Genomic DNA, 12,332 nt, shown 5'->3' on the forward strand with positions numbered 1-12,332 from the left:
ACACACAATCAGGAGGTGTCTAACAATGGCAGTACCACAACGCAGAACGTCCAAGACTCGCCGTGACAAGCGTCGTACTCACTTTAAACTGGTAGTTCCAGGTATGGTGAAATGCGAACAATGCGGAGAGCTGAAGCTTTCCCACCACGTATGTAAAGTTTGCGGAACATACAAAGCAAGAGAAATCATCAAACAATAGTTTGCACATAAGAGTAGCACTTCATCTGCCGGTGGAGTGCTATTTTTATGGGGAAAATGAAGCTGGGGACGGAGCGGCCAAGCCTTGCAAAGCACGGGTTTCAGGCGCTTTTCAAGCCAAAGCTTTATTTTTGATGCGGCATGCTATATACTACATATTAGTACCTGGTTCTAAATGGTAAGGAATAAAAGAGAATCGTAACTACAGCGGCCACTCTTACGGGCCGGATGCTGCACATCAGGACTGTGCCGGGAGGTGAGCCGCTATCGAGCGGATGTCCAAGAAAGAACGCCAGCAGCAGCTGCTGGCTATAATTGAAGGGAACCCGTTTGTAACAGACCGGGAGTTGACCCGCCAGCTGAAGGTGAGTATCCAGACGATCCGGCTGGACCGGCTGGAACTGGGGATTCCGGAGCTGCGTGAGCGGATGAAGCAAATGGCGGAGCATTCCTATGATCAGGTGCGTTCCCTGCCAGCCGATGAAGTGGTCGGTGATATTGTGGATCTGCAGCTGGACCGGAGCGGGATCTCGATCTTCGAGATCCGGGATGAGCATGTGTTCTCCCGCAACGGGATTGCCCGGGGCCACTACGTCTTCGGTCAGGCGAATTCGCTGGCAGTAGCCATTATAAATGATGAGATTGCCTTAACGGCTTCGGCTGATATCCGGTTTGTGCGCATGGTCAGGCTGGGCGAGAAATGCATTGCCAAGGCGCAGGTGCGGTCACTTGCGGGCCGGAACGGCAAAGCTGAAGTAGATGTGTTTACATATGTCGGGGAAGAGCTGGTATTTCAAGGCCATTTTATAGTGTATCGTTCAGCAACTGAAGAGTACAGCGAAGGGGGAAACCGGAGTGCGGATCGCCATTGATGCCATGGGCGGGGACAATGCTCCTGAATGTAATGTGGAGGGCGCGCTTGCAGCGGCTGCGGAGTGGAGTGATATAGAGATCGTGCTGGTCGGCGATGAAGCGCGGCTTGGGCCGCTGCTGAAGACTAAGCCCTCCAACGTTACCGTACGTCATGCGGGGGATGTGATCGGTTCGGATGAAGAGCCGGTGAAGGCGGTCCGCCGCAAAAAGGACTCATCCATGGTCGTAGCCGGACGGATGGTCCGCGAGGGTGAGGCTGATGCCATGATCTCCTCCGGGAATACCGGAGCGCTGATGACTACAGGACTTCTCGTAGTCGGAAGAATGGAAGGGATCGAACGGCCGGCACTGGCTCCGATGATTCCGACGCTGGATGATGTCGGTGTACTGGCCCTGGATCTTGGCGCCAATATGGATGCCAAGCCGCAGCATCTGGCACAGTATGCCTTGATCGGCAGCATATATCGCAACAAAGTGCACGGTATTGCGAAGCCCCGGGTAGGCCTGCTGAACGTCGGGGCTGAGCCGGGCAAGGGAAATGAATTGACCAAGGAAGCCTATCCGCTCCTGGAGGCGCTGCAGGGTATTCATTTTGTCGGCAATGTGGAAGCGCGCGATGTGCTCACCGGAAGCTGCGATGTGCTGGTCTGTGACGGCTTCGCCGGTAATATACTTCTGAAGACGCTGGAAGGAACGGCTGGCGCGATGTTCTCCCTGCTGAAGGAGCAGTTCAGCAAATCGCTTAAGACGAAGCTGGGGGCGGCCATCCTGATGCCGGAGCTTAGAAGCCTGAAGGGCAAGATGGATTATAAGGAGCACGGCGGAGCACCGCTGCTCGGTCTTAGCGGCCTGGTAGTGAAGGGGCATGGTTCGTCCGACGGCAATGCGGTGAAGAATGCGGTAAGACAGGCACGGATTGCACTGAAGGCTGATCTGGTGCCCAGTATATCGAAGGAAATTAGCGGGAAGTGAGTGAAGACATGAGACAATTACGTCCGGTAGGAATTATTGGGACTGGGAAATATGTACCTGAGAGAATATTAACCAACAGCGATCTGGAGAAGATCGTCGAAACGAACGATGAATGGATTGTCAGCCGCACGGGAATCCGGGAACGGCATATTGCGGCCCCGGAACAGGCCACCTCTGATCTGGCCTATGAAGCGGCCCTGAAGGCGCTGGAATCCGCAGGCATGAAGGCCGAGGAGCTCGATCTGATCATTGTAGCTACGGTTACACCTGACAGTGCTTTCCCGTCCACGGCCTGCATTCTTCAGGACAAGCTGGGAGCCAAGAACGCAGCCGCTTTTGACCTGTCGGCCGCCTGCTCCGGCTTCGTCTACAGCCTGGCAACGGCAACGGGCTTTATCCAGAATGGAATGTATAACAATGCGCTGGTGATCGGCGCGGATACGTTGTCGCGTATTACAGACTATACAGACCGCAATACCTGTGTGCTGTTCGGTGACGGTGCCGGTGCGGTAATCGTCGGCGAGGTTCCTGAAGGACGCGGCTTCCAGTCCTTTGATCTGGGGGCGGAAGGCTCTGGCGGCAGCTTGCTTAATCTTGAAGCGGGCGGCTCGCGTCTGCCGGCTTCCCGGCAGACCGTAGAAGACAAGAAACACTTCATTTATATGAATGGCCGTGAGGTCTTCAAGTTCGCGGTACGCGTCATGGGATCGGCCACAGAGCGTGTGCTTACCAAGGCGGGATTGTCTAAGGAGAATATCGACTTGTTCGTGCCGCATCAGGCCAACATCCGGATTATTCAATCCGCTATGCAGCGTCTGGATCTGCCGCCGGAGAAGGTTGTTGTCAACGTTGATAAATACGCGAATACCTCCGCGGCCTCCATTCCGCTGGCTCTTGTAGAAGCAGCCGAGGAAGGCCGGATGAAGGCAGGCGACGCTGTGCTTATGGTCGGCTTCGGCGGCGGACTTACCTGGGGCGCTTCTGTGCTGATCTGGTAAGAATCGGGGCATTACTAAATAAATAACAGGAATCCATAATAGATACGATGCAGCTCAGCTTCGGCGTCAAGTACGCGGCGGAGCTGCAGCTAACGGGAAGGAGCTGTATACCTCATGAGCAAAATCGCATTTGTCTTTCCCGGTCAGGGTGCACAGGCAGTTGGTATGGGTAAGGATGTATATGAAGCATTGCCTCAGAGCCGTGCGGTCTTTGAAAAGGGTGACGAGGTGCTTGGATTTCCGCTGAGCACGCTTGTGTTTGAAGGGCCGGACAGCGAGCTTAAGCAGACGGTGAACACTCAGCCGGCACTGGTTACAGCCAGTGTGGCTTATCTGGAAGCGCTGAGCGGCCTTCAGATTGCGCCGGATTATGTGGCAGGCCACAGCCTTGGCGAATATAGCGCTCTTGTGGCAGCCGGCGTGCTGTCCTTTGAAGATGCTGTAAGGCTGGTCCGCCTGCGCGGACAATTCATGGAAGAAGCAGTACCCGGAGGACAGGGGGCCATGGCAGCAGTGCTTGGAGCAGGTCGTGACGCGCTTACGGAATTATGCCGCAGTATTACAGCGTCGGGTACTCCGGTTGAACTGGCTAATGTCAATTGTCCTGGACAGATTGTGGTCTCCGGTTCCGTGGCCGGTGTCGGTGAGGTGGTCCAGCGTGTGAAGGAAGCCGGGGGCAAACGGGCTATTCCGCTGGAGGTTAGCGGGCCGTTCCACTCTTCATTAATGAAGGGTGCGGCTGATCGGCTGGCTGCCGAGCTGTCGAAGGTAACCTTCAATGCTCCTGCTATGCCGGTAGTGGTCAATGTGACCGCTGCTCCGGTAACAGACCCGGAAGAAATCCGCAAGCTGCTGGTAGAACAGGTATTTTCTCCGGTACTCTGGCAGGATAGCGTGGAATGGCTTATTGGCGCAGGAGTAGATACTTTTGTAGAGATTGGCTCCGGCAGTGTGCTGGCTGGCCTGATCCGTAAGATTGACAGGAATGTCAAGGTTGTGAATATCAACAGTCTGGAGAGTGTACAGGCTGGCTGGTAAGCCGCTTGGCCTAATCATAGCCGCATGATTATCGAAGGGGGACAACATAGCATGTTTGCAGCACTAAAAGGTCAGACCGCCCTTGTAACCGGAGGGTCCCGGGGGATTGGCCGCAGCATTGCCTTGGCACTCGCTGCACATGGCGTGAAGGTGGCCGTGAACTATTCCGGCAGCCTTCAGGCTGCCGAAGAGACCGTAGCCCGGATTCATGAGCTGGGCTCGGAAGGAATCGCTCTGCAGGGGAATGTCGGCCGCAGCAGTGACGCCGAAAACCTGGTCAAAGAGGTTATCCAGGCCTGGGGAAAAATCGATATTCTGGTGAACAATGCGGGCATTACCCGGGACAATCTGATCATGCGTATGAAAGAGGAAGAATTCGATCAGGTCATCGAGACGAATCTGAAGGGCGTATTCAACTGCCTGAAGGCAGTGACCCGCCCGATGATGAAGCAGCGTTATGGCCGGATCATCAATATTTCCTCGGTCGTTGGCGTGACGGGGAATCCCGGACAGGTGAACTATACCGCCGCCAAGGCGGGTGTAATCGGAATGACGAAGTCTGCGGCCCGCGAGCTGTCGGCGCGTGGAATTACCGTGAACTGCATCGCGCCGGGCTTCATTGATACCGACATGACCCGCGAGTTGTCCGATGAGGTTCGCAACGAGCTGATCAAGGGGATTCCCTTGGGAGAGCTTGGGCGGGCGGAGGACATTGCGAATGCGGCGGTATTCCTGGCTTCGGAAGGGGCAGCCTACATGACAGGCCAGACGCTTCATGTGGATGGTGGAATGTACATGTAAGGCTTCGCAGGCTAAAATCATTACGGGGGAAGATGGACAGAGGCGGCCAGGGCAGCGTTTTTTATGCTCTATGGTATTTTGACTTCATATCTCGTATAATACCAAAAGAGGAGGTGAACCGGATGTCCGATGTATTAGAGCGTGTAACACGCATTGTCATCGACCGCTTAGGTGCCGATGAAGCAGAGGTAACATTAGAAGCGTCTTTCAAAGATGATTTAGGTGCTGATTCTCTTGATGTAGTAGAATTGGTAATGGAATTGGAAGATGAATTTGATATGGAAATCTCTGATGAAGATGCAGAGAGAATTACGACCGTGGGTGAAGTTGTGAAGTACATACAATCTCATACCTAGAGTCATATGATTGAGGGTCCCGTTCCTGCCAGGGCGGGACTTCTCCTCATTTTACAGTGATAATAAGAGAACCGCAGATTAACTAATCCTGCGGCGACTGCAGTTTATATAGACATCTGGCGTGTTTCGTTTACAAGTTGTAGAGGTACACAGCCTACAGACGGGGTGATTATGTTTGAATCATAGAGTGGTTGTAACAGGTATGGGTGTGATGACTTCGCTGGGTAAGGATCTTGAGACGTTCTGGGATAACCTCATGAGCGGCAAGTCCGGAGTATCCCTGGTTGAAGCTTTTGATGTCAGTGAATATCCAACACGAATTGCTTCTTCGGTTAAGGATTTCGATGCGGAAGCACGCTTTGGCCGCAAGGAAGCCCGTAAGATGGACCGGTTCGTACAATTCGCGGTTGCTGCTGGTGAAGATGCGCTGAAGGACAGCGGACTTACGATTGGTGAAGATATCGATGCAGAGCGGATCGGGGTATCAGTCGGTTCTGGAATCGGCGGCCTGGGCACATGGGAAGATAACCACAACCTGCTGCTCGAAAAAGGCCCGAAGCGGGTCAGCCCGTTCTTCATTCCTATGATGATTGCCAACATGGGCTCCGGCCAGCTGTCAATCAATCTCGGTGCCAAGGGACCGAATACAACGACAGTAACCGCTTGTGCTACAGGTAGTCACTCCGTCGGGGAATCCTTCCGTCTGATCCAGCGCGGTGATGCGGATGCAATGATCTGCGGCGGTGCGGAAGCGACCATTCGCCCTACAGGAATGGCAGGCTTTTGTGCAATGAGAGCCATGTCTACCCGTAATGATGAGCCGGAGAAGGCCAGCCGCCCGTTTGATGTGGGCCGTGACGGTTTCGTCATGGGCGAGGGTGCGGGAATCCTGATTCTCGAATCCCTGGAACACGCCGAGAAGCGCGGAGCCAAGATCTATGCTGAAGTGATCGGATATGGCCTTAGCGCCGATGCCCATCACATGACAGAGCCTGATCCTGACGGTGCAGCACGCTGCATGAAGATGGCGATTCGTGATGCCGGAATTAATGCTGAGGATATCGACTATATCAATGCGCATGGCACATCTACACCGGTAGGCGACAAATCGGAGACAGCCGCTGTGAAGAAGGCGCTTGGAGAGCATGCGTACAAGGTAGCGATCAGCTCGACCAAATCAATGACAGGCCACTTGCTTGGTGCTGCCGGCGGTGTGGAAGCGATTATCTGCGGGCTGTCCCTGCAGAAGGGCATGATTGCTCCTACCATCAATCTGGACAACCCTGACCCGGACTGCGATTTGGACTATGTTCCGAATGTGCCGCGTAAGGCTGAGCTTAACATCGCAATGTCGAATTCCTTCGGCTTCGGAGGGCATAACGCGACCGTTATTCTCAAAAAATATAATAAGTAAGGGGAGACAGTGCAGTGAAAGGAGACCTGAAGCAGTTACAAAGCCAACTTCAAATCCAATTTCACGATCCTGTACTTCTGAAGCAGGCCTTTACCCATGCATCCTATGTGAACGAACACCGGTTCAATCAGCATCAGGATAACGAGCGCCTTGAGTTCCTGGGTGATGCGGTGCTTGAGCTGACGGTGTCCGAATATCTGTACAATCTGCTCCCGGACAGACCCGAGGGTGAACTGACCAAGCTGCGTGCGGCGATTGTGTGTGAGCCGTCGCTGGTCCGGTTCGCCGAAACCTTGGGCTTCGGGCGATTCGTACTGCTGGGAAAAGGGGAAGAGCTGACGGGCGGGCGTACCCGCCCGGCTCTGCTGGCCGATGTGTTCGAAGCCTTCGTGGGAGCGCTCTATCTCGATCAAGGCCTGGAAACGGCCCGGAGATTTCTGGATAATCACGTATTCCCGCTGGTTGAGACCGACGGTAAGCTGCAAATGCAGATGAGCGATTTCAAGACAGAGCTTCAGGAACTGATACAGCATCATGGCATGGGTACGCTGGAATACCGGATTATTGAAGAACGCGGTCCGGCGCACGAGCGTGAGTTCGTCTCTGAAGTCTATATGGCCAGCCGTTCACTCGGCAGTGGCAGCGGCCGCTCCAAGAAGGAAGCGGAGCAGCAGGCAGCGGCAGCGGCGTTATTGCTTCTGAAGGAAGACGGCGCTTGAAGGCATATTTGAACGAGTAGAAGCGGAGTAGAGCAGCAATGGTCTGAATGCCGGCGATATCGGCGGAAGTCAGACTTTTGCTGCTCTTTTTCGGAATATCGGAAATTATATGTTTTGGGGTACCCACAAAGTACTTGAGTAAACATCGAAGCAGGTGCACCCCTTTGTGGGGTGTTTTGGCAAGAAAACACTATGGTATAATGGGTCAGAGGTGATTGGCGAGTTATGTTTCTGAAACGGATTGAATTAGCGGGCTTCAAATCATTTGCCGACAAAACGGAGATGGAATTTGTGCGCGGCATTACGGCTGTAGTCGGCCCGAACGGAAGCGGCAAAAGCAATATATCCGACGGCATACGCTGGGTGCTTGGGGAGCAGAGTGCCAAGTCCCTGCGCGGCGGCAAGATGGAGGATATTATATTTGCCGGAAGCGATGCCCGCAAGGCGGTCAATTACGGCGAAGTTTCGCTGACACTGGATAACGAGGATCATGTGCTGCCGCTGGATTTCAGCGAGGTGACCGTGACCCGGCGTGTCCACCGCAGCGGAGACAGTGAATATCTGATCAATAAGCAGGCTTGCAGGCTGAAAGATATCACAGAGCTGTTCATGGATACCGGCATTGGCCGTGAAGCTTATTCGATTATTGGACAAGGCCGGATTGAAGAGATTCTTAGTACCCGTTCTGAAGACCGGAGGGGGATCTTTGAAGAGGCTTCAGGTATTGTTAAATATAAGTCACGTAAAAAAGATGCCGGCCGCAAGCTCGACGAGACCGAGCAGAATTTGCTGCGGATTCATGACCTGATCAGTGAGCTTGAGGATCAGGTGGGACCGCTGAAGGACCAGTCTGAGAAGGCACTCCGCTATAAGGAGCTGCGTGAGCAGCTTAAAGTTCTGGAGATTTCGGTATATGTGCATCAGATCGAAGGCATACATACATCCTGGCAGGAGGGTAATGCCCGCCTGGAGGTGCTTAAGACGGAGCAGCTGGAGCTGTCTACTGTAGTCTCTGCCCATGATGCCAAGCTGGAGAGCGGCCGGGCCGAGCTGCGTAATCTGGAGCAGGAAGTGGAGAAGCTGCAGGAGCAGCTGCTGCGCAGCAGCGAAGCCAACGAGAAGAGTGAAGGCTACGGAGAGCTGCTGAAGGAGCGCCGCAGGAATCTGGAGCAGAACCGGGAACAGCTTATGCAGACTCTGGGTTCTGTAGGGGAACGTTCCGAGGGGCGGCAGCGCGAGCTGGCCGAGCTGGAGCATAAGCTGAAGCAGGCCAGACAAGCACTGGAGGAGCTGCGGGCACAGCTTGCGGATGAGGAATCGAACCTGCAGGGTGTGGCCGGTGGTATCAGCCAGAGCAAGGAAGAGAAGCTGAAAAGCGCTTTGCTTGAGCTGATGAACCTGATGGCCCAGGCGCGCAACGAGATCCGCTATGCGGATCAGCAGAAAGAGAGCCTGGAGCGGCGGATGAGCCGCAGCCAGGAAGAGAGCGGCAAGTGGACAGCCCGTCTGGAGGAGCTGGTCTCCGCCCAAGCAGGGCTGAAGGATAAGATTACCGCGCTCGGCAAGGAGATCGGCCTGCTGCGCGGCGCGTACATTACGGAGAGCGAGCAGACCGGTAAACGGCAGAAGCTGCTCGAAGAAACGCAGAGCGGCCTGCGCAAATGGGAACAGAAGCGCGAAGCCCAGGTCTCCCGGCATGAGACGATGAAGGAAATGCAGGATGATTTTGACGGCTTCATGCTTGGGGTCAAAGAGGTGCTGAAGGGCGCGCGCAAAGGACAGGTAAGCGGTGTACACGGCGCAGTTGCCGAGTTGATCTCCGTTCCCGAGAAGCTGGAAATGGCGATTGAGACCGCGATGGGCGCTTCCTTGCAGCATGTGGTCATGGAGAATGAGGCGGTGTCCCGGCAGGCGATTGCGTTCCTGAAGCAGCGTCAGCTCGGGCGGGCGACCTTCCTGCCACTGGATGTTATCCGGCCCCGGCAGATTACCGGCAGTGACCGCAGCTTGGTGCAAGGTGCCGAAGGGTTTGTCGGCATCGGTTCGGAGCTGGTCGGCTATGAAGAGAAGTATGGAAGCATTATCGGAAGCTTGCTCGGCAATGTCGTGATCGCTGAGAGTCTGGAGCAGGCGAACCGCATTGCGGCCAAATGCCAGTACCGCTACAGAGTGGTTACGCTTGAAGGCGATGTCGTGAATGCAGGCGGTTCGATGACAGGCGGCAGCCAGCATAAGAAGAACAACAGCTTGCTTAGCCGCAAGCGGCAGCTTGACCAGCTCTCCGGTGAGATTGAGGAAAGCGAGCAGCAGATTGCCAAGCTGATGCAGGGAATCAGCCGCTTGCGCGCCGAACAGGACAAGGCTTCTCAGAAGCTGGAGGAGCTGCGTCATGACGGTGACGAGAAGCGTCTGGAGGAACAGCGTGTATCCGGCGATCTGAAGCAGCTGGAGCAGGAGCTGCGGCATGTGCAGGAACAGGTAGAGGGCGCAGGCGCGGAGCGCAGCGGCTTCGAGCATGAGGCGCGGGGGCTGGACGAGACCCGCAAGCAGGCCGAAGCTGAGCTGGCCCGGCTGGAGAAGGAAGAGCAGGAGGCGCATGCGGCGATCCGCAGTGCCGAATCGGACCGCAAGGCGAATGAATCGGCCAAGGAAGAGCTGCAGGGCAAGCTGACCGGGATGAAGGTCACGGAGGGCAAGCTGGATCAGGAGATCTTCTCGCTGGAAGAGCAGCTCCGACGGATGAGGCAGGATGCCGGCTCCCAGGAGAAGGAGCTGCGCCAGAGCCGCAGCCTGCTGATGACAATCGAGCAGGATCTGGAAGAGAATGCACGGGAGACCGTGAAGCAGAAGGAAGAGGTCAACAGTCTGCGGCTGAGCAAGGAGGATACGTCTGCGAGGCTTGACCTGGCCCGTGCTGACCGCGCGGCGATCTCGCGCAAGCTGGAGCTGGCCGAAGGCGAGACCAAAGACCAGCGGCAGGCGCTCCGGGCGGTTGAAGACAAGCTCCGTTCCACGGAGGTTGCCGTTGGCCGGCTCGATGTGGAGCTGGACAATATCCTCCGCAAGCTGAGCGATGACTATGAGCTCAGCTACGAGCTAGCGAAGCAGCGTTATCCGGTACCGGAGGATGTGCCTGCGGCACAGCTGGAGGTGCAGCGTCTGAAGCGCAGCATCTCCGGTCTGGGCGAGGTCAACCTGGGCGCGATTGAAGAGTATCAACGGGTGCATGAGCGGTATACTTTTCTCAGCGGGCAAAAGGATGATCTGGTGGAAGCCAAAACAACGCTGTATCATGTAATCCATGAGATGGAAGAGGAGATGTCGAAGCGCTTCAAGCAGACCTTCGATGCGATCCGCCGGGAATTCGGCACGGTGTTCACGAAGCTGTTCGGCGGCGGACGGGCAGATCTGCAGCTGCTGGACCCCGAGCATATGCTCGATACCGGGATTGATATCGTTGCCCAGCCGCCGGGCAAGAAGCTGCAGAATCTCCAGCTTCTCTCCGGCGGGGAACGCGCCTTGACCGCAATGGCTCTCCTGTTCGCCATTCTGCAGGTGAAGCCGGTGCCGTTCTGTGTGCTGGATGAGGTGGAAGCGGCGCTGGATGAAGCCAATGTGGTACGCTTCGCCCAGTACCTGCGCGAGTTCTCGGAGCAGACGCAGTTCATCGTAGTGACACACCGCAAGGGAACGATGGAGGAAGCCGATGTGCTCTATGGCGTGACGATGGAGGAAGGCGGCGTATCCAAGCTCGTATCCGTGCGGCTGGAGGATGAAGAAGCTGAGATAGCTTAATTAGACGCAGGATTCATGAAGTGATCCCTATAACCCTTTAGGAGGAAGCATAAGCATATGAGTTTTTTCAAAAAACTGAAAGACAGCATCTCCGGCAAAACGGAAAGCGTAACGAAACAGTTCCGTGACGGTCTGGAGAAAACACGCAAGGGCTTCGTTGAGAAGGTCTCTGATCTGATGATCCGCCGCAAAAAGATAGATGAAGAGTTCTATGAGGAACTGGAGGAGATTCTGATCGGCGCCGATGTAGGCGTAAATACGGTCATGAATCTAGTGGAGGAGCTGCGCGCCGAAGTGAAGCAGAAGCGGATCGAGGACGCGGCAGAGCTTCAGCCGATTCTCTCCCGCAAGCTGATGGAGCTGCTGCGCGGCGATGACGACAACAGTCTGAACGAGAATCCGGACGGCATTACTGTGATCCTGTTCGTCGGTGTGAACGGAGTCGGGAAGACCACGACCATCGGCAAGCTGGCGCACCGCTACAAGCAGGAAGGCAAGAAGGTGCTGCTGGCGGCAGGCGACACCTTCCGTGCCGGAGCCATTGAGCAGCTTGAGGTGTGGGGCAAGCGTGCCGGGGTTGATGTTATCAAGCAGCAGTCGGGCTCCGATCCGGCAGCGGTGATGTTCGATGCGGTTCAGGCTGCCAAGCAGCGCGGTGTGGATGTGCTGATCTGCGATACGGCAGGCCGGCTGCAGAACAAGAGTAATCTGATGGAAGAGCTGAACAAGATCTTCCGTGTCATTCAGCGCGAGATTCCAAGCGCCCCGCATGAGGTACTGATGGTGCTGGATGCGACCACCGGGCAGAATGCGCTGACTCAGGCCAAGCTGTTCGGCGAGAAGAGCGGCGTGACCGGTCTCGTACTAACGAAGCTGGACGGTACGGCGAAGGGTGGTATCGTGGTAGCGATCCGCCAGGAAATGAACCTGCCAGTGAAGCTGGTGGGTCTCGGCGAGAAAATGGAAGATCTTCAGCCGTTCGACTCCGACCAGTTCGTGCACGCCCTGTTCGCAGGCATGATCTCTGAAGAAGCGGACGCCGAAGAGTAATCACTCTGGGCAAGAGCTGAATGGGTAGTCGGAGACCTTTAACTACAATAGATGACTGCGCTGCAACCTCCCTTTGGAATGAAATATTCCACGGGGAGGTTTTTTTGTTGAACGGACT

At 55.5% G+C, this 12,332-nt stretch carries 11 protein-coding genes; all 11 read left to right on the forward strand.

Going from position 1 to position 12,332, the window contains the following annotated elements:
* Positions 1–25: 25 nt before the first annotated feature.
* The 11 genes from rpmF to ftsY all read left to right on the forward strand — a co-directional run bounded on the left by rpmF (position 26) and on the right by ftsY (position 12,214).
* Entirely contained in the window at positions 26–199 is a 174-nt protein-coding gene (gene rpmF, locus ACFSX3_RS11765; protein ID WP_076154019.1) for a 50S ribosomal protein L32, read from the forward strand.
* 274 nt (positions 200–473) lie between these two features.
* Entirely contained in the window at positions 474–1,070 is a 597-nt protein-coding gene (gene fapR / locus ACFSX3_RS11770; RefSeq protein ID WP_209986054.1) for a transcription factor FapR, read from the forward strand.
* Positions 1,054–2,043, forward strand: a complete 990-nt coding sequence (gene plsX / locus ACFSX3_RS11775) for a phosphate acyltransferase PlsX (protein WP_036694171.1) — start codon at positions 1,054–1,056, stop codon at positions 2,041–2,043. Before fapR ends, plsX begins: the two co-directional genes overlap by 17 nt.
* Positions 2,044–2,051: 8 nt before the next feature.
* Positions 2,052–3,041 carry a beta-ketoacyl-ACP synthase III gene (locus ACFSX3_RS11780; RefSeq protein WP_209986058.1) on the forward strand — a complete coding sequence of 330 codons (990 nt, stop codon included), beginning with the start codon at positions 2,052–2,054 and terminating at the stop codon, positions 3,039–3,041.
* A gap of 114 nt (positions 3,042–3,155) precedes the next feature.
* Positions 3,156–4,079 (forward strand): ACP S-malonyltransferase, encoded by a 924-nt coding sequence (fabD, locus tag ACFSX3_RS11785; protein WP_209986060.1) that lies wholly within the window; start codon positions 3,156–3,158, stop codon positions 4,077–4,079.
* A gap of 51 nt (positions 4,080–4,130) precedes the next feature.
* Complete coding sequence (gene fabG, locus ACFSX3_RS11790) at positions 4,131–4,880, forward strand: 3-oxoacyl-[acyl-carrier-protein] reductase (RefSeq protein WP_209986062.1); 750 nt, start codon at positions 4,131–4,133, stop codon at positions 4,878–4,880.
* Between the two features lie 122 nt (positions 4,881–5,002).
* Positions 5,003–5,236: an acyl carrier protein gene (gene acpP, locus ACFSX3_RS11795; RefSeq protein WP_036694165.1), complete on the forward strand. Its 234-nt coding sequence runs from the start codon at positions 5,003–5,005 to the stop codon at positions 5,234–5,236.
* 175 nt (positions 5,237–5,411) lie between these two features.
* Positions 5,412–6,650 (forward strand): beta-ketoacyl-ACP synthase II, encoded by a 1,239-nt coding sequence (gene fabF / locus ACFSX3_RS11800; protein ID WP_209986066.1) that lies wholly within the window; start codon positions 5,412–5,414, stop codon positions 6,648–6,650.
* 14 nt (positions 6,651–6,664) lie between these two features.
* Positions 6,665–7,369 carry a ribonuclease III gene (rnc, locus tag ACFSX3_RS11805; protein WP_173126887.1) on the forward strand — a complete coding sequence of 235 codons (705 nt, stop codon included), beginning with the start codon at positions 6,665–6,667 and terminating at the stop codon, positions 7,367–7,369.
* A 225-nt stretch (positions 7,370–7,594) separates the two neighbouring features.
* A complete protein-coding gene (gene smc / locus ACFSX3_RS11810; protein WP_209986069.1) occupies positions 7,595–11,164 on the forward strand; it encodes a chromosome segregation protein SMC in 3,570 nt (1,189 codons plus the stop codon).
* Between the two features lie 57 nt (positions 11,165–11,221).
* Positions 11,222–12,214: a signal recognition particle-docking protein FtsY gene (gene ftsY, locus ACFSX3_RS11815; RefSeq protein WP_209986072.1), complete on the forward strand. Its 993-nt coding sequence runs from the start codon at positions 11,222–11,224 to the stop codon at positions 12,212–12,214.
* Positions 12,215–12,332: the final 118 nt, after the last annotated feature.

Source organism: Paenibacillus rhizoplanae, assembly GCF_042684125.1.
Classification (GTDB): domain Bacteria; phylum Bacillota; class Bacilli; order Paenibacillales; family Paenibacillaceae; genus Paenibacillus_AQ; species Paenibacillus_AQ rhizoplanae.